General features: G+C 40.0%; 24 protein-coding genes. 14 read left to right on the top strand and 10 right to left on the bottom strand.

Annotated features, from left to right (window positions below):
• Positions 1-207: 207 nt before the first annotated feature.
• Positions 208-417, top strand: coding sequence for a hypothetical protein (locus C9J12_RS28190; protein WP_193944716.1), 210 nt, complete (start codon positions 208-210; stop codon positions 415-417).
• Between the two features lie 321 nt (positions 418-738).
• On the opposite strand, the gene C9J12_RS28185 is transcribed toward C9J12_RS28190, so the two are convergent.
• The 5 genes from C9J12_RS28185 to C9J12_RS28165 form a co-directional block, all read right to left on the bottom strand.
• The gene (locus C9J12_RS28185) at positions 739-921 is read right to left on the bottom strand and encodes a hypothetical protein (protein ID WP_041394162.1); all 183 of its coding nucleotides are present in this window, start codon (positions 919-921) and stop codon (positions 739-741) included.
• A 409-nt stretch (positions 922-1,330) separates the two neighbouring features.
• Positions 1,331-1,765, bottom strand: coding sequence for an NIF family HAD-type phosphatase (locus tag C9J12_RS28180; protein WP_041394164.1), 435 nt, complete (start codon positions 1,763-1,765; stop codon positions 1,331-1,333).
• Between the two features lie 167 nt (positions 1,766-1,932).
• Complete coding sequence (locus C9J12_RS28175; RefSeq protein WP_107246409.1) at positions 1,933-2,316, bottom strand: hypothetical protein; 384 nt, start codon at positions 2,314-2,316, stop codon at positions 1,933-1,935.
• 69 nt (positions 2,317-2,385) lie between these two features.
• On the bottom strand, positions 2,386-3,036 hold the full coding sequence (locus tag C9J12_RS28170; RefSeq protein ID WP_107246406.1) for an HAD domain-containing protein: 651 nt from the start codon (positions 3,034-3,036) through the stop codon (positions 2,386-2,388).
• A 28-nt stretch (positions 3,037-3,064) separates the two neighbouring features.
• Positions 3,065-3,310: a hypothetical protein gene (locus tag C9J12_RS28165; protein ID WP_107246404.1), complete on the bottom strand. Its 246-nt coding sequence runs from the start codon at positions 3,308-3,310 to the stop codon at positions 3,065-3,067.
• A 90-nt stretch (positions 3,311-3,400) separates the two neighbouring features.
• On the opposite strand from C9J12_RS28165, the gene C9J12_RS28160 reads away from it, so the two are divergent.
• Both C9J12_RS28160 and C9J12_RS28155 read left to right on the top strand, forming a co-directional pair.
• Positions 3,401-3,799 (top strand): hypothetical protein, encoded by a 399-nt coding sequence (locus C9J12_RS28160; protein ID WP_107246401.1) that lies wholly within the window; start codon positions 3,401-3,403, stop codon positions 3,797-3,799.
• A gap of 54 nt (positions 3,800-3,853) precedes the next feature.
• Positions 3,854-4,078, top strand: a complete 225-nt coding sequence (locus C9J12_RS28155) for a hypothetical protein (RefSeq protein WP_107246398.1) — start codon at positions 3,854-3,856, stop codon at positions 4,076-4,078.
• Between the two features lie 113 nt (positions 4,079-4,191).
• On the opposite strand, the gene C9J12_RS28150 is transcribed toward C9J12_RS28155, so the two are convergent.
• The 4 genes from C9J12_RS28150 to pepT form a co-directional block, all read right to left on the bottom strand.
• Positions 4,192-5,403 (bottom strand): Zn-dependent hydrolase, encoded by a 1,212-nt coding sequence (locus tag C9J12_RS28150; RefSeq protein WP_107246395.1) that lies wholly within the window; start codon positions 5,401-5,403, stop codon positions 4,192-4,194.
• 198 nt (positions 5,404-5,601) lie between these two features.
• A complete protein-coding gene (dcuC, locus tag C9J12_RS28145; RefSeq protein ID WP_107246392.1) occupies positions 5,602-6,852 on the bottom strand; it encodes a C4-dicarboxylate transporter DcuC in 1,251 nt (416 codons plus the stop codon).
• Positions 6,853-6,944: 92 nt separating this feature from the next.
• Entirely contained in the window at positions 6,945-8,111 is a 1,167-nt protein-coding gene (locus tag C9J12_RS28140; protein WP_107246389.1) for an amidohydrolase, read from the bottom strand.
• 455 nt (positions 8,112-8,566) lie between these two features.
• Positions 8,567-9,817: a peptidase T gene (pepT, locus tag C9J12_RS28135; RefSeq protein WP_107246387.1), complete on the bottom strand. Its 1,251-nt coding sequence runs from the start codon at positions 9,815-9,817 to the stop codon at positions 8,567-8,569.
• An 890-nt stretch (positions 9,818-10,707) separates the two neighbouring features.
• Between pepT and C9J12_RS28130 the strand changes: the two genes are divergently transcribed.
• From C9J12_RS28130 to C9J12_RS28080, 11 genes are all read left to right on the top strand, one after another.
• Positions 10,708-11,475 (top strand): DeoR/GlpR family DNA-binding transcription regulator, encoded by a 768-nt coding sequence (locus C9J12_RS28130; RefSeq protein ID WP_107246384.1) that lies wholly within the window; start codon positions 10,708-10,710, stop codon positions 11,473-11,475.
• Positions 11,476-11,524: 49 nt separating this feature from the next.
• Positions 11,525-11,911: a VOC family protein gene (locus tag C9J12_RS28125; protein ID WP_107246381.1), complete on the top strand. Its 387-nt coding sequence runs from the start codon at positions 11,525-11,527 to the stop codon at positions 11,909-11,911.
• A gap of 709 nt (positions 11,912-12,620) precedes the next feature.
• Entirely contained in the window at positions 12,621-13,268 is a 648-nt protein-coding gene (locus tag C9J12_RS28120; RefSeq protein ID WP_227876495.1) for a PepSY-associated TM helix domain-containing protein, read from the top strand.
• A gap of 41 nt (positions 13,269-13,309) precedes the next feature.
• Positions 13,310-13,846, top strand: a complete 537-nt coding sequence (locus C9J12_RS28115) for a DUF2271 domain-containing protein (RefSeq protein ID WP_107246378.1) — start codon at positions 13,310-13,312, stop codon at positions 13,844-13,846.
• Positions 13,847-13,917: 71 nt separating this feature from the next.
• Positions 13,918-14,754, top strand: coding sequence for a DUF4198 domain-containing protein (locus C9J12_RS28110; RefSeq protein ID WP_107246411.1), 837 nt, complete (start codon positions 13,918-13,920; stop codon positions 14,752-14,754).
• A 404-nt stretch (positions 14,755-15,158) separates the two neighbouring features.
• The gene (locus C9J12_RS28105) at positions 15,159-15,491 is read left to right on the top strand and encodes a hypothetical protein (RefSeq protein ID WP_011221268.1); all 333 of its coding nucleotides are present in this window, start codon (positions 15,159-15,161) and stop codon (positions 15,489-15,491) included.
• Positions 15,488-16,072: a DUF6162 family protein gene (locus C9J12_RS28100; protein WP_107246375.1), complete on the top strand. Its 585-nt coding sequence runs from the start codon at positions 15,488-15,490 to the stop codon at positions 16,070-16,072. The genes C9J12_RS28105 and C9J12_RS28100 overlap by 4 nt, the downstream gene beginning before the upstream one ends.
• A gap of 66 nt (positions 16,073-16,138) precedes the next feature.
• A complete protein-coding gene (locus tag C9J12_RS28095) occupies positions 16,139-17,098 on the top strand; it encodes a metal ABC transporter solute-binding protein, Zn/Mn family (RefSeq protein WP_107246373.1) in 960 nt (319 codons plus the stop codon).
• Complete coding sequence (locus C9J12_RS28090) at positions 17,098-17,859, top strand: metal ABC transporter ATP-binding protein (protein WP_227876497.1); 762 nt, start codon at positions 17,098-17,100, stop codon at positions 17,857-17,859. The genes C9J12_RS28095 and C9J12_RS28090 overlap by 1 nt, the downstream gene beginning before the upstream one ends.
• Positions 17,859-18,734, top strand: a complete 876-nt coding sequence (locus tag C9J12_RS28085; protein ID WP_107246367.1) for a metal ABC transporter permease — start codon at positions 17,859-17,861, stop codon at positions 18,732-18,734. Before C9J12_RS28090 ends, C9J12_RS28085 begins: the two co-directional genes overlap by 1 nt.
• Positions 18,735-18,740: 6 nt before the next feature.
• Entirely contained in the window at positions 18,741-19,640 is a 900-nt protein-coding gene (locus C9J12_RS28080; protein WP_107246364.1) for an ABC transporter substrate-binding protein, read from the top strand.
• Between the two features lie 252 nt (positions 19,641-19,892).
• Here the strand turns inward: C9J12_RS28080 and C9J12_RS28075 are convergent, their stop codons facing one another.
• Positions 19,893-20,873 carry an integron integrase gene (locus C9J12_RS28075; protein WP_107246362.1) on the bottom strand — a complete coding sequence of 327 codons (981 nt, stop codon included), beginning with the start codon at positions 20,871-20,873 and terminating at the stop codon, positions 19,893-19,895.
• Positions 20,874-21,298 lie beyond the last annotated feature (425 nt).

Raw genomic sequence — 21,298 nt, 5'->3', positions numbered from 1 at the left:
TATTAGAGTCTGCCATTGTGTTTCGTTGCGCGTTCTTTTCATTGTTATTTCCTTTTATGTGACTTGGAAATAACATAACTGAAATCAGAAATTAGATGAAGGTGTGTTTGGCCAGACGCTTACGATAAAGTTGTTAATACGATATCTGCAATCCTTTTGCAACGTGGTTTCAAAGCCGGTACGTATGCTGGAGTGATAGAGGTTGAGATGGCTTCTATTGATGATGTAGCCCAATGTTTGAAAAGTACTGTTAAGACTGGATTACCAACAGAAGCAGAGTTGGCGAAAATGGTTGATGAAAAGCTGATAGAAAAATATGATGAGTACTTACCTGATGAACTACTTTGTGAAGGTTATGGCTATCGTGCTTTTGATTGCGTAAAAGCAGAGGCTTATTTAACTAAATTAGTTATGTAACTTTAAATGATGACTTAGAAAGTCTTGATTACACACCGGCGCTATAGGACAACTATAAGGACAAAAACAGAGTTAAGGGACAATTTAAGGGTGAAAAATACAAGTTAAAGGACAATTCCATTGAAATCTGTCCTCTATATGTCACCGTTGAGTTGTTTTTAAAAAAATCTGACTACGCCAACAAATATCATATTGGCATTATGAAGAGTAAATAAGACATAAAAGCTAGTACGGTAGCCTTTATGAATGAGTACATGCGTACTTAGTTTTTAATGTTTTGCATACTTAGCTTTTAGTGCAATGTTCGACATATATATCAACTCAGTCATCACACACTCTACGTTGTAAGCTACGTTTCCACGCATCATAGTCGTGCTGATAATAGCCTTTCGTTCTATCCTCGTTTATCGGCATTTGACTGCCCATAAGCCACTGCTCAAATGCTTTTTGCTCCTCAGCAGGTAGGTCTTCAATAATTGGCCAACGCCGTTTTTTGTCACTCATTGTAAATGTATCCTTAATTTAACAGTGTGTTGCTCCTGGGTAGATGCGTACTTAGTTACAGCGACATGGAATCGACATGATGTCGATTTCATGTCTATCAACACCAGGCATTTTGCGCGACATAGAATCGACAGAATGTTGATTTCATGTCTATCAAAACTGCGTCTCAGCTATACAAGACATCGCCAAAAGCCAAAAGCATGTATAGCTACACCTCAGCAAGTCACAACACAATATTTATTAATATTAATCAGTTATAAGAGAGATCAACTATTGAGTAATCTTCAACAGTTGCTTTTGAGTGCAATAGTTATGTATCGTATATCGATACACTTTCGAGTTGTAGATAATGTAGTAATCACTACAGTAGTAATTAGTACATTAGTTGTAGTGCCTTGCGCACTTTGCGTTACTGAGTGCAATTACTCTCTTGTAGTCGCCGTAACATAGACACTAATTCAGTGTCATTATCAGAGTACGGACTTGCGAATTGCTCTATCTCAAGCCACTGCGGCTCTTGGCCAGCTTCAACATACGCTTCAACATCATCAACCAATACAGTAGATTCAATGTTGCAGTCATTAATCAAGCAGAGGTCTTTCTTGTGGCCGTCCCATTCCACGTATTCCATTCTTTCAAACCAATCAGGAGCAACACTCTCTGATACCAACAGCCGAGCTATCTGTCTGAATTTCTCTTCTCGAACGGTAGTGAACATGACAACATGCTTAGTAATAGCCTTGCAGCCTTCTAGAAACTCGTACAAGTGTGGCCTTGGAATCTGGCTTATCGCGTTTGATATCAACGTGCCCTCTAAATCCAATGCAATTATTTCTATTTTCATCACAACCTCATAATGCAAATCAAATCGTCCCTCATTAGAGATTACATATTCACTATCTATTAAAAAGTCGGCGTTAGCTTGAGTTTGGTCGTCAAAGAACGATTACAAATATCACCCCTAATATCAGGCAATAAGGCACCTCAAATTTTTTAACTTAGTTAACATGCTTAACTGCTTTTCTTACGAAATGCCAATTCTGCTTTGAATATTTCAATCCTCCAGCTAGGTTGATTGGTTTGAGTCTGAATAATGGCCTCAATGTGATCGGTATCAAGCGTTTTTAACGGTTTAAATTCGACTGGTTGATTACCGTCTTTGCCTCGTGTTCCCCAATAGAAACCTTGCCTAATTTCATCATGAGGGGCGTCAGAGTAGATCGATAACTCCTCAAATGGTTCGCTGTTAACATTGCGTTTTAAATAGCCTGTGCCACCATCGACCATATAGGTTTCTCCATTGGCATCTAGATAGATGACATAATCGTGTTGGTGTCGGCTAATTAAAACTGTGCCGTCTGGTGTTTTAATACTATTGAATACGATATTTTTCATGTGAGCTCCGAATTTAAATAGATACCTGATGGTAGCGACAACTGATGTATGATCTGTTGTATGTGAAATTTATAACCTGCAATAATGTTCAGTAATTCCGTCAAGGAGAAGGTTTTTAGCTTTGTGTAAATCATTGTCCAAAAGGCCTGTATTCTCGTTCACTTGTATTAAATGTTCTGCTGGTATACTCAACATGCGATCATCAAGAACAACCCAGTTTGAAATGTCAGGTTTTATGGCTGTAGCGAAGATATCATCCTCGACGCTTGAGCTTATTCCTCTGAACTTGCAAATGGCTTGCTTGTAAAAGTGTTTATCTAGAAAACCATACCGAGTGAATAGTGATTTAATATCGTTGAACGTCATTAGCGTATGCCGCCAACGAGAATGCACTGCGATAACAACCCCTGTATGGTCTAAGAACTGAATTAACGGTTGAACGCATCTTTTGTCTAGCTTAATCGCATCAAATTTCCTCTCATTGTATTGTTGAAAATTGTACAGTCTTAACGATTCGTTATTAGGTATTAGTACACCTTCGATATCGATGAACAGTACGCACTTTTGTTCGATATGTAGGTCTATAGAAAAGAAGCCAAAATCATCTATATAAATGCTGCTATCTTGATGCCAGCCTTTGGTAAGAAGACCTGGAATTAAATTCTCAAGCCGCTTCTTGCTAAGGTGAGTGAAGGTCTTGTACTCATATATGTTCATCATTATTTCAGCACCATCAAGCAGGGTGGTATCAACAATCTTCTCTTACACAGGTATTACTTTTCATTCCGGCAGGTCTAAAGTCTTCATCACCAAACTCAAAGTGAAGGTGCTTGGGTTTAGCCATGTTCCTTACCGTACAAATCCCCCAAGTCCAGCATTCGCTATAGTCTTTATCTTGCTCTTGCATCATCTCGAGTTCGGCTTCTAATAGTTCGTGAATCGCCTCAATATATCTTGGTGTTAGTTTGATTTGATGGTTGTGATATCTAGCCATTTTGTTCCAACCTCAGAAATTAGCTCTATACTGTGTATTTATACAGTATTGCTTCGATTTGAAAAATAGCAAATTCGAGGAGGGGATAGGATGGACATACCCAATATTTTAAATCTTGAGCATGAGCTAAGAGTACCTGCTGGTTTCGAGTTAACGCTTGTGATGCATGAGTACGGGCTTTATGTCAGCCAAAGTACGCTCATAACTCATTGGTATAGTTTTCGATTGTTAGCTCTGACAATAGCTTTTTCTCGAGGTGAGGAGACCCGCCGTTTTATGTACTCATTACCTAAGCAGTCTGATTTATTGAGTCTTCAATGCGCATTTCAATTATGTGTACATCAGACTTGCTGTGGTGGGTTTAAACCGTCGAAGGTTCAGTTCTCGTACTCATTTGTTGATGACGATGATGCACGAGAAACCATTGATGACTTTTGGCAACAACTGTTGAAACAGGTGAAGTGCCTAGAAGGGTTACGGCGAGTGTAGAAGTGAAAGCGGTCAACTGTTACATGTTTGAGCTAAAGACTAAGTGAGGCAAAGATGAAAATTAAAGAGGCGTTGATAGCGTTAGGTATGACGAGCCTTATTGTCATGAGCATCAATATAATCCTCAATTCAGTGATTCTCATTGTTGCGTGGAATGGTCTGGTATCAAGTATTCATCCAGTTTTACCTGAATTGAGCTTTTTGGATGCTGTTGGGATCATCGTGGTTACTTATATTTTGCGGGGTAAATTTTCGATTAAAGTTCGTCTTTCCAGTTAACTAACAATTGCCCCAAATTTTGTTACGGTATCCGATTGAATAGATAAAGCTCATTTGAAATTGTCATACTTATCGTTATGTTTATAGGTGAAGCTGCTCGTAGACAATAATAATTAATTGGCCATTTTTTCCATTGCGTTAGCCAAAATTTGACCCGCAAGGATGACATCATCAAATTCACTGTACTCTTCTGGATGATGAGATATACCGCCTTTGGATGGTATAAATATCATAGACGTAGGGATGATTTTTGACATGTACATTGCATCGTGTCCAGCACCGCTATTCATTTCATGATAAGGAATTTTTTCATCTTCTGCTGCGTTGACTAATGTTTGAAATACAGAACGATCTAGATTGACGGGCAAATCATTACATAGTTCGACAACGTTAAACTTTACGTGGTGAATTTGGGTTGCTTCCTCAATTGAGTAGTACATATGTTTAATAACAGCATCGACACTGTCTTTGTCAATGCCGCGTATATCAACAGTAAATTCTACCTCTCCGGGAACAACATTCATCGAATTAGGATACACGTCAAGTTTACCCACCGTTCCTACCGTACCTTCATCTTTACGAATATAGGCCTCATGATTAATGTCATTAATAATACGAGCTGCAGCACACAGAGCATCAGAGCGTAAATCCATTGGAGTTGCTCCTGAATGATCTGCATGTCCTTTCACGGTAATACAAAAACGGGTAGGGGCAGCAATGGCCGATACAATCCCCACATGCAGACCGTAACTTTCAAGTATATTCCCTTGCTCTATATGGACTTCTATAAACGATTTGTAGTGCTCATTGTCTAACTTGGCGTTTTCGATATCTCGGGGTGATGTTCCAGAGGCATCAAAAAAGTTCATGCCATTTGAATCAGTATTTTCTAGCCATTTTTTAATATCAGCATTGCCCGTTAGAGCCTTGCTGGCCATGCAGGAAAAGCCGAAACGTGAAGATTCCTCTGCACGGAAGATGATCAACTGCACTGTGTGCTTTAATTTGCATGTTTTGAGCTTTTCTAGAGCAAAGAGTCCGGCTATTACGCCAACAGTGCCATCATATTTACCACCACAATGGACGGTATCTAAATGTGAACCTGTAGCGACGATTTTAGCGTTTGGTTCAGAGGATGGAATTTCGGCGAATATATTGCCCATAGCGTCAGTTCGGACATCATATCCTTTCTCAACGAGCAAGTTGAATAGATAATCATGAGTATCATTATCAGCATCCGAATACGCTAGACGGTACATCCCATTATTTGTCTCGCCATAAGTGCCAATGCAATTAAAAATGTTTAGAAGTTCTGTTGAGTCCATGTAGTTCATCCTAGCGACAGAAAATTCGCGATATGACCAGATTGAGTAATTATGAAATAGAGAATATGAGGCTAATTTAATTTCAAAGCCCTATTTCTCGTTGATTGAGTTTTTTAGTTTTAATGAATGTACGAAAACAGGCGCATTCATAATCAACGAAAAAAGGGCACACTATTTAATAAACTTGTAATCAATTGGTTACAGCATAATAAATACCGTCACAACTAAAGCGCTAAGCATACCTGGCCATTGCCGTTTTGCTGCTTCCAAAGGGCTAACGCCCGCAATTGCGGCAGCAACGATAGTCGCTCCAGCAACCGGTGACATCGCTCGGCCAAAGCAACCAGCTAGTACTGTTGCTGAACCCATGTCTGGGATATTTAGACCAAAATCTGCAGCATTGGGTGTGATTGCTTCATTAAAGGCAAATGCAGCTGCATCTCCCGATCCTGTGAGTATTGCTAGTGCTGAAGTGCCTGCTGGGCCTAATAATTTTGCTAATTCAGGGTAGCTAGTTAGAAAGCCAATACCAGCATCTACTAATCCTGTCGCTTTTAGACCGAATACAAATACAGCTGCGGCAATGATGATTCCAAATACGTTAGCGAAGGCTTCACCCATACCAGAGAAAAACGATTTTGTGACTTCTGCAGGGTTAGCTCGAGTTACAGCGAAGGTGTATAACACACCGAATAACATCGCTTGTGGTACACCCATTTTCATTGCAGGAATGATAGTCGCACCAAGAAGTAAAATCACAATCGGAACAATAGGCGCTAAAGCCCAAAGGAGATTAACTTTAACATCCTCAATTTTGGTTTCTTCTCCCTCAATGCTATAGCCAGTGTGTTCCTTTTTAACTACGGCAATAATGGTTAGAATAATCGCTCCTAGCAGCATTGCAATGATGGTTGGTAGTTGATGATTTAAAACCACATCCATAGACGATATACCTGCCATATCACCAATAAATGGGTTATGTGCCATACCTGGGTTGAGCATGGATCCAAATGTACCACCGATGACAGCTGCAGCAGCAACGGCGGGTGATACCCCCGCTCTGATCATTACGGGTATAATCGCCGCTCCCGCAGCAGCAGCAGATCCTGCTGCACTTGGTAGTGCGATATTAACCCCAAATGTGATCATGGTACCGGCAGGAATAATGAGTAATTTCACCTTGTCTATTTTAGAGGATAGTAAACGAACAAGGTGCAAATCACATTTGGTATATTTCATCACAAACGCAAAGCCCATAACGGAGCAGATCGATTGAATTAAGCTACCTGATGTCATACGTTTTGCAAAAGCATCAAATCCACCTAATGGGTCTAATGCAATTAAACCCATTAGTAAGCCTGCAGTAATAAGAACTAAACGTGTCTCATAGCCTTTGACCATGGCTGAGACGGTACAGAACACGACAATTAGAGCTAATATTTCAGTCATTTTGAGTCACCATATTTTTATTAATATATTTTGCGATGGTTACTTGCCTTGATTATTTCAAAGCCAGATTTAGTAAGTGAAAAGAATTAGAATTACCCTAATTCGACTTTCACAACATTTAGAAAGTACTCAATGCCTACTGGAATAAGCTCATTATTGAAGTCATAGCCCGGAGTATGAAGAGCATCACTATCACCGTTACCAATGAACATAAAAGCACCGGGGATCTGCTCTAAATAAAAGGAAAAATCTTCAGCACCGCCGACAGGCGTAACAGCACCATTAAAACGTTCTTCACCCACTGTATTTTTGGCGGCTTGTGAAATCACGTCAAACTGAGAGGTAGGGTTATATACTGCTGGGTAACGGCGGATATAATTATATTCAACATCACAGCCATGAACTTGTGCTGATGAAGCGGCAATTTCGCCAATTCTACGCTCAATCAAATCACGGACTTCTGGCTCGTATGCGCGAGCAGTACCACGAAGTTGTACTTCCGCCGGAATAATATTCGGTGATTCGAACTTACCTGCATTCATGTAACCAACTGAAACCACACCGGCACGGGCACAGTGAATGTTTCGGCTAACGATACTTTGTAGGTTCATAATGATGTTGGATGTAGCAAGCATGGGGTCAGTAACTTCGTGAGGCATGGCTCCATGTCCACCAGAGCCGGTAACTTTTATTTCCCATGTGTCGCTACAAGCCATAAGGGCACCAGTTGCACTTGCTAGTGTACATAATGGAACTTTGGGCCAGTTATGTAATCCGTAGATTGCCTCAATTTTTGGGAAATCCTGAAAAAAGCCATTATTAATAACATATTTGGCTCCGCCGTAACTTTCCTCTGCTGGTTGGAAAAGCAAGTGAACCTTACCTGAAAAATCATTGTGCTTAGAGAGGTATCTTGCCACACCAAGCATCATTGCCATGTGACCATCGTGTCCACAGGCGTGCATTACACCAGCATTTTTCGAAGCATAAGGAAGGTTGGTTTTTTCGTCGATGTGCAATGCATCCATATCACAACGTAAGCAAATTTCACGGCCTGGATTGACACCATTAATTGTGGCAACAATACCAGTTGTGGCATAGCCTATTTTAAATGAAATGTTTAGTTCTCTTAAAAACGATTGAATTGTATTGGCTGTTTCAATTTCCTTGAAGCCTACCTCAGGATATGAATGAAACTGTTGGCGATAATCAATCATGTCTTTTGAAATAGTGATTACTTCACTCTTGTTTATAAACATTGCCCCACCTTACTATTGGCTAAATAATATGTTAGCAAGGTGATCTAACAATCACCTTATCAAGAAATATAACACCTACCGACGCAATTAAATTACGTTAGCTATTTTACGGTGTAGTGACTTAATATTTAGTGGTGTGGTTATTTTAAAGGCGAAATTAACTAAAATGAATTATATTGAAATTCAAATTACATAGACAAATGTTTATATAAGCAGCCACATCACTCTGTCGAAATAGACCTCTGAAGTTATAATGTTAAATTGATTGCATACATAATCACCGAGTTTTAATTTTATATCTAAGAAGCAAGTCACACTTTTATGAAGACGGCTAAAAATCGCATCTTGCAATATGGGAGCATGAATAAATATTAACTTATTCATGCTTGATATTGTATGTGAAACCCTATGGGTTTAATGGTGGTTTTGATTTTTATTGGATTATTCGGTGAGGTTTATTCATTAGTTTGAATGGTTTTTTCTGAAGTTATTTTAATTACCTCTAAGATAACATTACTAGCTGCTTTTAATGAACTGACGGGAAGGTATTCATAAATAGAGTGGAAATTGTGTGCTCCTGTAAATATATTCGGACAAGGTAAACCTTTCTCCGACAGTACCGCACCGTCATATCCACCTCGCATAGGTATAAGATTAGGCTTTATCCCATTTCGACGATAAGCTTCTAAAGCAATATCAATAGGGAAGCGTGCATCTCCTTTGAGGCTATTGGCTACATTTTCGTAGCTGTCAGAAATTGTGATACCGATGGATTGCTTTCCCCATAATAAAGCGAAATTATTAGCAAGTTTGCATAGAAAATCTTTACGTTGCGCATAATTACTTTTGGAAAAATCACGAATATCAAGTTTTAGGGTTGTTTGAGCACTATTCCCATTGAGTTGCTTGACCCAGTAATACCCTTCGCGGCCATCGGTATATTCAGGTGCTTCACCACCCGGTAGCATGGAAATAAACTTATGTGCCATCAATAGTGAATTCTTCAGTTTTCCTTTGGCTGACATCGGGTGGGCCGACTGTCCGGTAAAGGTTATTACGGCACTTCCTGCATTCCAGTTTTCATATACAAAATCACCGATGCCACAGCAGTCGAGAGTGTAGCCGAAATTAGCCCCAAATGATGATACATCAAATGCTTTTGCTCCAAGTAAACCTTGCTCTTCATCCGGTAAGAATGCGACTTTCACTGTCCCGTGTTTAATTTCTGGATTTTCGGTTAAAGTCTGTAAAGTATTTAAAATGGCAGCAATTGCAGCTTTATCATCAGCACCAAGTAAACTAGTACCATCAGTTGTAATTATTTGTTGTCCTTGATAGTTTTTAAGTTCGGGGAAATCACTTTGTTTAAGTGTAATACCTTGATCTTTGCTTAGAATAATGTCGCCACCTTCATAATTGACAATCTTCGCTTTTGTGTCTGCGGTTTGTTCTTCACTTGTATCAAGGTGGGCAAAAAATGAAACGATGGGGACATCTTCGTTAATATTTGCCGGGAGAGTCGCCGTTAGAATAGCGTTTTTCTGTAAATCAATTTCAATTAGTCCAATTTCAGCTAATTCTTTAGCGATAAGTTTGGCTAACTCAAATTGACCTGAAGATGAGGGTAAAATACCTTGTGCTCCATTCTTGTTGTTTGTTGCCGTATTTATTGTTGTATAATTTATAAAACGTTCAACTATTTCCATTTTTATGGCCTTGTATTATGAGTTTGATGATATTGTATTTGTTAAATTGAGTATTGATTTTCGGTTGTATCACAATTGATGAATGTTTTTATGAAATGACGTTGTCATATAAAAACGCCAATCAGACTTAAAAGATTTAACATGTAAGTTAATTTGTTTAGGCTGATTTACAAAATCATTGAAGAGGATATGTTATTTTCAATGGTTTTAAATTCCATATTTGAAATGAGAAATTATTTTTAGAACGCTATAATTTAAATGTTTACAGAAAGAAAATGTCATGGCAAATCAATAGCGTTCTGAACCTGTAAGCGAATATGCACCATCGACCTCTATTGCCTAAAAATGTATCCCTTATAAGAATGGGTTTACAATAGAAAAATAATGTCCATATGCTAGAAATTATCATTACCCCTATCTCAGATAATGCGAATAGTTATATTTAGGGTAGGTGCACTAACTCGTTTCTGTCCTGAGACGTGTCAGCGACAACCTGTCTGACACGTTCTTGCCCCTTTCTGTGTTAACGTAAAAACTCATTCATAAGCTATTCATCTGGTTTTGAAATACATTTGCTAATGTTTGAACGGCTATCCGTGAAGCTCACTTCCTCCCAAAAGCCTGCAAAATCGAAGTTCTTGACCAGCAGATTCGATCTGAATGGTTTTGCGCTGCTTGAACGATTGCACTAAGGCGCTTGCGCCCTATAGCGTGCTGGAAATGATGTCACCAACACACTTACTCACACCCAAGTCCCAATAAATAATAGACCAATCAAAGCCTTACGCTTTGAGTGCAAAATACAGCAAAATAACGCATTGAATTGCACCAGTCTGCAATGTATTATTGTGCCAACTCAACTCAACTCAACTGAACAGATAAGGTTGGTAATGCCTTCTCACAACTTAGACCTCAATAACCCTGATACTCGCCAACGTTTGCTTGTTGAACGTTTGCTGCAAAACACAACTTTAGTCGCCAAAGATATTGCACAAGAATTGGCAGTTTCTATTGATACAATTAGACGAGATTTCATTGCGCTAGAGGCGGAAGGCTTACTCAAACGAGTAAAAGGAGGGGCTGTTCCCACCACTTCCCCTGTACCGCCTATGGTGAAACGAGTCAAAGAAACTGCCAATTGGCTACGTAAAGACAACTACATCATGGGGCTATTAAATAATTCTGAGACCATCTTCTTTGATGGTGGAACTTCGGCCCTTGGACTAGCTCAAATGTTGCCACGCCAGTTCACAGGGTTAATCATCACGCCTTCTCCATTGATCGCTGCAATCGCTATGGAAAAAGAAATCGAAACTTACTTGATTGGCGGCAAAATTGCCCCATCAGGAGGGATCAGCACTGGTGCTGTTACTGTCGATGCACTGCGAAATTGCCATGCAGATCTTTGTATTTTGGGTTCATGTGGACTAGATACAGAATTTGGCTTATCAGCATTAAATCTTGATGAATCAGCGGTTAAGAAAGCCATGGCGCACAATTCGGAGCGAATAGTTGTACTCGCTTCTGAAGACAAGCTAAACATGCGCTCACGCCACCGAGTTATTGAGACCGAAAAAATCGCCATTCTGATCACAAACGCCAGCTCCGAAAAAACTATAAAGTTTCAGCATACTGATCTACATATCCACCATGTTTAGATAAAAATCAGCCAGTTATTCAACTAATTACTTTTACTGAGAATACAAAATGAAAATCGAACATATCGCCATCTGGACTAAAGATCTCGAAGCTATGAAATCTTTCTACCAGACTTACTTCAATGCAACCTCCAACGATAAGTACGTTAACTCTAAAGGGTTCTCATCGTATTTTTTAAGTTTTAACGATGGAGCACGCATTGAACTAATGAAAATGGACTCGATTCCAGAGTCTAAAGATGACATCTACCAGCAATATACAGGTTTGATTCACCTTGCGTTTTCAGTTGGTTCAGAAGATAAAGTAAATGAAATGACAGCAAGATTTAAACAAGACGGATTTGAAATTCTAGATGGCCCACGCAAAACAGGGGATGGTTACTATGAAAGTGTGGTACTTGACCCCGAAGGTAATCGTTTAGAGATCACTTCTTAGACTATCTAATAAAAATTAAGCCCTCTTTTACAATTCTGTGGGCTTTCTTCACTTTGAAATCACACCAAAAATGGCGAACATGGATAAGTAATCGCCATTTTTGCATTTTCAAAGTGGATTGCTTGCAATATTGATGCTCGGAATTTCCCGAAAGCAAGCTTCGCAGTTCCCGATGTAGGTGATGATCTCTGGTAGTTTGCAATACCAGAGATTATTCGAAGCGAAGACTTAGAGCGGAAGCTCTGACACGAAATTGTCCAGAAACGACTTAGGATGATAGCTCTAGATCTTGTGATAGCTCTAGATCTAACTTACACAAAGATAAGCTAGCTACTCATGCTAGCTTTTATCCTGTTCTTACAATTTTGGCTGGTGGTTATCCAACTGGTCATAACTCATAATTTCCGCCTTTCTTCGCTCGTTTTTGCCCTAAAAGCGTAGTCGTCAGCACTCCCTTCAATTTTATTCATCGCTTCTAATTTTTAACTTTATGTTTTTGAACAAATTATTTTTAGAAGTTAGAGCTTTTAGGCTTCTAGACGTCTTTCCGCGTTTCTGATCACTTTTCCGCCTTTATGCCTTCCTAGCCACAATGACGTTTGACCGCTATTTTTCGCCAAAGTAAATAATGTAAATTGAATGCCAATGAAAACGATTATCAATTAAGTTGTGTGCACTCAATATACAACGTCACGATGCAGCTGTTTACATGTCATCAAATAATAAAACGATGTTAAAAAATAAAGCCGTTCAGGTTTGGGCTCGTCGCCTACACATTTACATTTCGATGGCTTTGCTATTAGTTGTGCTGTTTTTCTCTGTGACAGGAATAACGCTAAATCGTCCTGAAATTTTCGTGAAAAGTGAACCTGATAGTAGTGAACAGGTACTTTCATTGCCTGCTGATTTATTCCAGTCGGTAAAAGGTCCATTTGTACCTAATGAATCTGCGATTGTTGACTACCTAACTAAGCATGCTCAGCTATCTGGTAAGCCCTCTGCGCTGCAAGTTTTCACTGAAATAGAAGATGGAGAGCTGATCGAAGGTGAGATCTCTATGGACTATAAAGGGCCAGGTTATAACGTTGCTGTATTTATCGACATGTTAGCAAGAGAGGCGGTTGTCGAGAAATCACATTATGGATTGGTTGCCGTTCTTAACGACCTTCATAAGGGGCGAAATAGCGGTGATGTGTGGAAGTGGTTTATCGATATTACCGCGTTATTGATGGTGCTTTTTGTGCTTACAGGCGTGTGCTTACTTGTGCCAAAGAAGAAGACGTTCAATACCGCCATTAAATGGACGTTATTTGGCTCAATCATATCGTTGCTGATTTTCTTTGTTGCTGTTCCTTAATATCAAAAAACGTAATTTGGTACTGACTTTAAAGGTTTGTTATGTCATCTGTTTTTCCTCAAAGAATAAAAAAAAGCCAGTTAGTGGCTGCACTTGCTTTGGTATTTCCTCTTGTTTTACACGCAGCCCCTATTCCTGAAAATGCAAAGATAGAGGTTGAGTTTGAGCTTCCTAAAATAGATACCGCCATGTACGCCCGACCATACGTTGCTGTATGGATTGAAGATGCGAACCGTAAATCAGTACGAACTGTTGAGTTATGGGTGGGTAAAGACGAGTGGCTAAAAGATTTACGCAGCTGGTGGCGAAAAGTGGGTCGTTATGATCGTGAACTGGTTGATGCCGTTACATCTGCAACCCGTCCTGCTGGTGAATATCGCTTTGTATGGGATGGTTTAGATGACCAAGGTAACCGTATAGAGCAGGGTGACTATACCTTTTATGCTGAAGTTGTTCGTGAACATGGTGGTAGGAACTATTTACGTCAGAAGCTGCAATTAAGCGATACCGCATTTGTTCATAAGATTGCGCCAACAGAAGAAACTGGCGATGTCTCGATTAGTTATAAAGTGCGTTAACAAGCAATTTAAGTAAGTGACTCGAAAAGTTGCTTACGTGATTATCAAATTAATGAATCAGAGAAAACATGATGCTTACTAATAAAAAGCTTAAAGCGTTAACCATGGCTTGTACTGTTGTTGCAGGTTTAGCGGCTACTGCAACTGCGAATGCTCACCCTCGCTGGGTATTGCCATCACACTTTACAGTGTCTAAAGAAGGTGGTGATTGGCTAACGTTTGACGTTACAGCGTCACACGGTACGTTTGTGTTTGATAAGCCTGCAGGTAGTGAGTCGGCACAAGTTGTAATGCCAGATGGTCGTAAAGAGCGTCCTAACTTTGTTATTCGCGGAAAACGTCGCTCAATCTTTGATTTCTATTTTGAAGAAGAAGGCACACACAAAGTTCAAATTAACAATGTGCCAAGCTACTACACACAATATAAAGCAGGTCGCCGCGATACAGTGAAATGGGCACCAGCCAATAAAGCAGAGCGCGATACATTATTGCCAGAAAAATCACGCGATGTTGTTACTCAACTTAGTTTTACGCGTGCCGAAAGTTACATAACCGTAGGTAAGCCAACTGACAAAGCATTAGAAATGGATGGCAAGTACCTTGAATTACTGCCTATTACACACCCTTCAGATATTGTTGAAGGTGAAGAGGTTAGCTTCCAGTTTTACTTCAATGGTGAACCTCAACAGGGTGTAACAGCAGAGATTACACGCGAAGGTACGTTATACCGTAATCAACAAGAACAGATCGATGTGATCAGCGATAGCGAAGGAAAAGTAACCTTTACACCAGATGTTGCAGGTCGCTACTTGATGAAAGCGAACTATAAAGGTGAGCTGAAAAACAATCCATTAGCAGATACTGCAAGCGTGAATGTTCACTTTACGTTTGAAGCCATGCTGAAGTAACTCTGTTTATTTATAACCTAGCTAGCGTACAGATGCGCCAAGCTAGGTTATATATTTTGTATCAAAGCTTATACCCAAGTTACCTCAAGATGCTCGTTTCAGCGAGAATTTGTTGTGCTCTAGGCAAGGCACTTATTTATAGACCTAGTCGTTCTACGTTGAAAATAAGTAACACCGCATAGAGCCCAACAAAACTCGCCCTTCGGGAGTGATTCAGCGTATCGACTTCTGTGTCAAATGTGTTTGAAAGGGAATGTCATTCCTACACACATTTTCCTTGAATTAAATACGCTGAGATCACTCTGAATCCTGCATCTTGAGGTAGCTTGGGTATATATATAAAACGTATTTATAACAATCGTTATAGCGATTAATAGATTGTTTATAACGTTGTTGAGGTTTTCATGAAAAAACACATCGGTTTGTCACTTTTATCTTTCTCTGCACTGTCTTTATCTGTCCTTTTTTCGTCTGCGGCAAGTGCACATTTTCCTTTAATGACATGTTGGTTTGAAGGCGACAAAGTCGCTTGTGAAGCGGGCTATAGTGATGGGAGCAAAGCAATCGATTATGACGTCAACATGTATGATTATGATGATAACTTGGTGGCGAAAGTGACGACGGATAAGCGTTCTATTGCTGAATTTACCAAGCCAGAGTCAGATTTCTATTTAGTATTTGATGCTGGGCACGAAAACCCTGTTGAAGTAGATGTTGTCGAGATTTCAGAAAAATGATCATTCAAACGGTACGCAGTGACGATGGCGGTCGAGAGGGTAAATGGATAGCGTTATCCATTACATTGATCCTCGCTGTTGCGACTTTGTTGTTGCCTTATCATCAGGCGGCAATAGCGCAGCAAGCCGTAAAAAGTTACCAAATTTCGATTAAAGATCTTGATACCGAATCCTTAGCGATGATCGCTGAACTACGGTTAGCACATGAAGAAATTCGCAATATTTATCAAGATGGTGTTGATTTTGAAAACCGTGAAATATGGGCTGATATTTCAGAACTTGAAGCCTTGTGGGTTGCGCCTTTTATTAAAGATAAAAGCTGGGAACGAAAAGGCAAACATGCGTGGAGCAAAGTAGCACCTGCATTTTATCAAGGCATTCCTGAACTGGATTCTGGCACGGTATCGACCATTCTACATACCGCTCAGGCAGAGCCTGATATTTGGCTGAACCTTTCAAGAACGGCGAAGCCCTTTATGTCTGATGGTGGTCAATTAGACAAAGTGTGGTTAATGAATGCAGGTTGGAAGCAGGTCGTTTTTGCAAATGCAGCGAACCATCAAGATGAACAAGCGCATTAACAACATGCTTTTGTTTTCAGTTAGTCACATATGTTCTTTTCTTTTTAAGAAACACGGTAGTTACTCATGATCTCCAAATTTATTAAAGCGGCAACGACCGTTATTTTCGTTTTAGGCGCAAGCCTAGTACATGCGCAAGATTCTACTCAAAATGCTGTTACGGATTCTTCGAATAATCAAGGCAACGAAAAGCTGACCATCGGTATTACACTTCAGCCTTACTATAGCTACGTTAAAGCGGTTGTGGGTGATAAAGCGAATGTATTGCCATTAGTTGATGCTGGCTTTAACCCGCATAACTATTTACCACAGCCGAATGACTTACGCCGTTTAAAGCAGATGGATGTGATTGTTGTTAATGGTATTGGTCATGATGATTTTGCCCTTAAAGTGATAAAAGCAGCCAATCGTGATGATCTTATCGTAATAGAAGCTAATAAAGATGTACCACTATTGCCTGCATTGGGTGAATCGGTGGGAGACGGTGCTGTTAATCCTCATACTTTTGTTGGTCTTTCGACAACCATTCAAAAGGTTTACACCATTGCCAGTGAACTGGCGAAAATTGACCCAGATAATGCGCGTACATACCGTAAAAATGCCCGAGCTTATGCAACGCAATTTCGCATGATGAAACGCGAAGCGATGTTGACCTTGGGAGATCTTGATACTGCCGGTATGAAAGTAGCCACAACACACAATGCCTATGGTTATATTCTGCAAGAATTTGGTGTCGATGTCGCGACAGTGATTGAGCCTGCGCATGGTGTCGAGCCAAGTGCAAGTCAGTTACAAGGTACTATTGAGAAAATTCGCGCATCCGGTATCGACGTTCTTTTCTACGAATTGAATATGCCAAATCGATATGTAGAAACCATTGAAGAGGCAACGGGTGTTCAGCTATATCGTTTTTCTCATATGACGCATGGTGAGTATGAGAGCGATAAAGTTGCCATTGAAATGAAAGAGAATTTAACAACATTGGTTGAAGCCATGAAATTTGTCGCAACGAAGCAAGGAAACTGATTGTGGGTCCAAGTATTCGTTTAAACAAGGTTGGTCTGAAATATGGCGACAATGTGATTTTGCAAGGTATTACCCATCAGCTTCAAGCGGGTCAGTGCCATGTTATAATGGGGCCTAACGGCGGTGGAAAAACGTCATTGTTGCGCTCTATTCTTGGTCTAACTCCGTTTAGTGGTGATATTCAAATCGACTGGGCTGAACAAAAAGGCACGATTGGTTATGTTCCGCAAAAAGCGACGTTTGAATCAAGCTTACCTTTTACGGTAATGGATTTTATTCTGCTTAACCAAAGCCGCAACCCTCTGTTCTGGCGTAAACGAAAGAAAGAACAAGATTATGCCTTAGTGCAACTTGATCGTGTGGGCATGGCAAGCCGTGCCGATCGTCGTATGGGGCAACTTTCTGGTGGTGAGCAACAACGCGTATTATTCGCTCAAGCGTTATTAGACAGCCCTGATTTACTGGTATTGGATGAACCAACAACCGGTATGGATGAACAAGGTGTGCGTTACCTTGAAGGTTTGATCCATGAATTAGTGCAAGAGAACAAAACGATTCTAGCAGTACATCACGATGTAAGTGCTGTTCGACGTTTGAATGGGCATGTGCATGTTGTGAATCGCCACTTAGTAGATAGTGGTTCAGTGTCTGAAGTATTAGTGCCAGAGAAAATCGAGCGTTTGTTCAATCACTACAGTATTCAGCCTGCACCAAGGGTTGAGCCCGAATCAGTAAAAGAAAACCAGAAGGATGTCGCGTAATGGAATATATCCGTTTATGGGCTCAACTGGGTGTTGATGCGGGCTGGCTTAGCGACAGTTTTTCCTATTCATTCATGGTGAATGCTGTTGTTGCTGCTTTATTGTTGGGCCCGCTGCTTGGTGGGTTAGGCACGCTTGTTATAGCCAAACGTTTAGCCTTCTTTTCCGAGGCTGTAGGGCATGCGGCATTAACCGGTATTGCCTTGGGTGTATTACTGGGTGAACCACCTGAAAATCCTATTATTGGCTTATTTTGCTTTTGTATGATCTTCGCTCTGTTACTGCATTTCGTACGAAACCGCACCAATGTGCCCTACGATACCCTTGTCGGTGTTTTTTTGGCGTTAGCATTAGCGGTAGGCGCAGCATTACTGATGTATGTGGCACGAAAAATTAATATCCACATGCTTGAAAACGTATTGTTTGGTTCAATACTCACCGTGACAGATTATGACTTGCTGATATTAGCCGTGAGTTGTGCACTAATCGTCTTGGTATTAATCCCGACTTTTAATCGCATATTATTGACTTGCATTAGCCCCGATATTGCCCGAGTACGTGGGTATGCCACTAACTTTTATGACTACCTGTTTGTTATGATGATTACATTAGTGACCATTGCTTCTGTCAAAATTGTGGGTGCTGTATTAGTGGGTGCTCTGCTATTGATTCCCGGAGCAACGGCACGATTGTTAACGAAAAACATGGGCAGTTTCGTATTGATGTCTGCTTTATTAGCCACGATAAGTTGCTTAATCGGTACTGTATTGCCGATGGAATTAAAACTGCCTGTTCCTTCTGGTGCGGCAATTATTATTGTGTCGGCTTTCTTCTTTTTAATTGCAACCTGTTACCGCATTATTCGTAAGGGATAACTTAACGTGTTTAACATTCCAATAAAAAATCGTCTTATTAAAACTACCGTTTCGCTTTTAGCGGTAGGTACTCTTTTAACGTCTACGATTGCGAAAGCAGACGATATATTAACGGCAACGCCCGTTACGTATATGTTGGCGACTGAATTAACCAAAGGCACAGAAATAACCACGCGTTATTTGCCGCCCAAGCGTTATGGTGTTTCTCGCTTACCTAATTGGTTTAGTGGCAAAGGTGCTGCATCAACAGTGAAAGCAGGTGAAAAAGCCACTGTGGCAATTACGCTAGGGGCTATTTGGCCACAAGATGCATTGTATGTTCATGCGAGGCAAGGCAACATCGGGCTAATTGAAATCGATGCATCGCAAGCTATTTCGCCAAGAGCACAAGGCGTCGCTGCACTGCGTCTTGATGACGGCCGTATGTCGTTATTTGCTTGGTTAAACCCAACTAACCTAACAAGAATGACCGCGATTGTAAGCCAAGACTTACAACGTGTTTGGCCAGAGCAAGCTAAAATAATCGAGAAAAATCAGCTGCAGTTAATGATTGCTGTTCGTCAGTTAATCAACAAGCAGCAGCAAGTACTTATCGAAAAAGAAATCGACTCTGTTGTTTTACTGTCTGAAGAGTTAGAGGATTTTGCATCGGGTAATCAGTTGTTTGTTGTTGAGCGTCTTACAAAGCCAGAGCTTGAGTGGACTGAAAATGATAAGCAAAAACTTATCACGCTAATGAATGAAGATGAAACCCTATGGTTGTTAACCTCTAAAAAAGTGAGTAAGCAGCTGCAAACAATCGCCCCGAACCCAGAGCGAATCATGGTAATTGATAGCGTAGATCGTTGGGGAGGAAAGGGCATTACACCTAGTAATCCACTTGAACGCTGGGAGCTAAAGCTGTAGCCCATTAATCAAAACACTGCGTATTTAAAGCCCATTATCAATGTTAACGCATTTAGATAATGGGCTTTTTGGTTTATATACCATCAAAAATGTGCGCTGTTATAACCAATACATTGATCTACTTAATGATTTTTGCTGTTTACCATAATGTTTGATAGGTCGTTACATACATATTTGTTATGGTATGTGAAATTGTGCAACTAAACGTGATGAGTCTGGTTTTCTATACTTTATGGGCGGTAGCATGGAAAATTATCGGTCTAATGGGCTGATTACACCGCTATGATGTACACCCGCTACATGGGTATAAATTTGCGTTGTTTTTATATCGGTATGCCCGAGTAATTCCTGAATATTTCGAAGGTCGGTTCCTGCTTCAAGTAATAGTGTCGCGAAAGAATGCCTGAAAGTATGGCATCCTGCTTTTTTGACGATGCTTGTTTGCAGTAGCGCTTTTCGTACATAGCCTTGAAGTGTTCTATCCATCACGTGGTGTCGCATTTTTCTATCGGAACGAGGATCAATGCTTAGCTTGTTAGCCGGAAATAAATATTGCCATCCTAGACTTTTACTCCGTGCAGGGTATTTACGCGCAATAGCATTTGGCATGTATACATCACCAAAACCATTCCTTAAATCTTCATTATGAAGAAGCTGAACCTTTTTGATTTGAGCTTTCAGCGCATCATGCAATGAGCGAGGAAGTAAACTTTGTCGATCTTTATCGCCTTTACCACTTCTTACCGTTAATGCACTATTTTCGAGGTCGATATCTTCAACCCTTAATCTAAGTGCTTCATTTAAGCGCAACCCACTGCCATACATTAATTGCGTTGCAAGTTTGAACGGGTAGGGAATGTGATTAATAACCTCAGTAGCTTCTTGATGAGTAAATACGGTGGGTAATTTAGATGGTTTTTTTGAACGTTTAAACTTCAACTGAGCGGTATCTTGCTGTAAATATTCCCGACAAAGAAAGACTAATGCATTAAGCGCGGTTTTTTGTGTGTTGACAGTAACATCAAGTTTCAACGTAAGGTGTTCGAGAAAACTGGCGATATCGTTAGTACTGATTTCTTCCATCGAACGGTATTGATTAAATAAAATGAATCGCTTCACCCAGTGTAGATATGTTTTTTCTGTTGCATAGCTAAGCCCTCGTACTCGTATAAAAGCGGTAAACTTTTGTAAGAACTGGCTAGATGTTGAATTCAGTGGTTTAGGTATATCCATAACGCCTGTCTTTTTATACAGTGGTGGTGTTAGAGTAGAAGTTACTTTTCACTTATTCGAATACACGCCTTTAGCAATGCACTGATTTTTGCGTTAAATCTTATTATTATAAAACATTCAATAAATCAGTTACATAATGATGTGATGAAAATCGTGATACACGATGCTTGATCGTATATTTATTACCCTTTATAGGATGAAATGTGAAAGTTGCTTTTATTTAGATGTAGATAGGTAAGAAAGTTCAAAAAGGAATATACGAGCAAGATACACGCGATCTTTGTTCGTTGAATAAAATGTTATAACTTGAAAGGAGAAACTTTTTTGGAAATTGGTTTTAATAAGAGAAAAGTGCTTAATTTAATTGTTTGCCATCTTGGATTGCTAGTTATTTTTGATGTTGTATACATATTATGGTCAATACG

The organism is Photobacterium frigidiphilum (assembly GCF_003025615.1).
In the GTDB taxonomy this organism is placed as follows: Bacteria; Pseudomonadota; Gammaproteobacteria; order Enterobacterales; family Vibrionaceae; genus Photobacterium; species Photobacterium frigidiphilum.
This window is presented reverse-complemented; position numbering and strand designations above follow the sequence as displayed.

Excerpts from the sequence above, each read along its gene's own strand:
- C9J12_RS28125 (WP_107246381.1), top strand. The coding sequence starts at position 11,525 with ATGAAAATCGAACATATCGCCATCTGGACTAAAGATCTCGAAGCTATG.
- C9J12_RS28185 (WP_041394162.1), bottom strand. The coding sequence starts at position 921 with ATGAGTGACAAAAAACGGCGTTGGCCAATTATTGAAGACCTACCTGCT.
- C9J12_RS28095 (WP_107246373.1), top strand. The coding sequence starts at position 16,139 with ATGATCTCCAAATTTATTAAAGCGGCAACGACCGTTATTTTCGTTTTA.
- C9J12_RS28190 (WP_193944716.1), top strand. The coding sequence starts at position 208 with ATGGCTTCTATTGATGATGTAGCCCAATGTTTGAAAAGTACTGTTAAG.
- C9J12_RS28100 (WP_107246375.1), top strand. The coding sequence starts at position 15,488 with ATGATCATTCAAACGGTACGCAGTGACGATGGCGGTCGAGAGGGTAAA.
- C9J12_RS28160 (WP_107246401.1), top strand. The coding sequence starts at position 3,401 with ATGGACATACCCAATATTTTAAATCTTGAGCATGAGCTAAGAGTACCT.
- pepT (WP_107246387.1), bottom strand. The coding sequence starts at position 9,817 with ATGGAAATAGTTGAACGTTTTATAAATTATACAACAATAAATACGGCA.
- dcuC (WP_107246392.1), bottom strand. The coding sequence starts at position 6,852 with ATGACTGAAATATTAGCTCTAATTGTCGTGTTCTGTACCGTCTCAGCC.
- C9J12_RS28150 (WP_107246395.1), bottom strand. The coding sequence starts at position 5,403 with ATGGACTCAACAGAACTTCTAAACATTTTTAATTGCATTGGCACTTAT.
- C9J12_RS28105 (WP_011221268.1), top strand. The coding sequence starts at position 15,159 with ATGAAAAAACACATCGGTTTGTCACTTTTATCTTTCTCTGCACTGTCT.
- C9J12_RS28175 (WP_107246409.1), bottom strand. The coding sequence starts at position 2,316 with ATGAAAAATATCGTATTCAATAGTATTAAAACACCAGACGGCACAGTT.
- C9J12_RS28155 (WP_107246398.1), top strand. The coding sequence starts at position 3,854 with ATGAAAATTAAAGAGGCGTTGATAGCGTTAGGTATGACGAGCCTTATT.
- C9J12_RS28115 (WP_107246378.1), top strand. The coding sequence starts at position 13,310 with ATGTCATCTGTTTTTCCTCAAAGAATAAAAAAAAGCCAGTTAGTGGCT.
- C9J12_RS28075 (WP_107246362.1), bottom strand. The coding sequence starts at position 20,873 with ATGGATATACCTAAACCACTGAATTCAACATCTAGCCAGTTCTTACAA.
- C9J12_RS28180 (WP_041394164.1), bottom strand. The coding sequence starts at position 1,765 with ATGAAAATAGAAATAATTGCATTGGATTTAGAGGGCACGTTGATATCA.
- C9J12_RS28165 (WP_107246404.1), bottom strand. The coding sequence starts at position 3,310 with ATGGCTAGATATCACAACCATCAAATCAAACTAACACCAAGATATATT.
- C9J12_RS28130 (WP_107246384.1), top strand. The coding sequence starts at position 10,708 with ATGCCTTCTCACAACTTAGACCTCAATAACCCTGATACTCGCCAACGT.
- C9J12_RS28140 (WP_107246389.1), bottom strand. The coding sequence starts at position 8,111 with ATGTTTATAAACAAGAGTGAAGTAATCACTATTTCAAAAGACATGATT.
- C9J12_RS28120 (WP_227876495.1), top strand. The coding sequence starts at position 12,621 with ATGTCATCAAATAATAAAACGATGTTAAAAAATAAAGCCGTTCAGGTT.
- C9J12_RS28170 (WP_107246406.1), bottom strand. The coding sequence starts at position 3,036 with ATGATGAACATATATGAGTACAAGACCTTCACTCACCTTAGCAAGAAG.
- C9J12_RS28110 (WP_107246411.1), top strand. The coding sequence starts at position 13,918 with ATGCTTACTAATAAAAAGCTTAAAGCGTTAACCATGGCTTGTACTGTT.
- C9J12_RS28085 (WP_107246367.1), top strand. The coding sequence starts at position 17,859 with ATGGAATATATCCGTTTATGGGCTCAACTGGGTGTTGATGCGGGCTGG.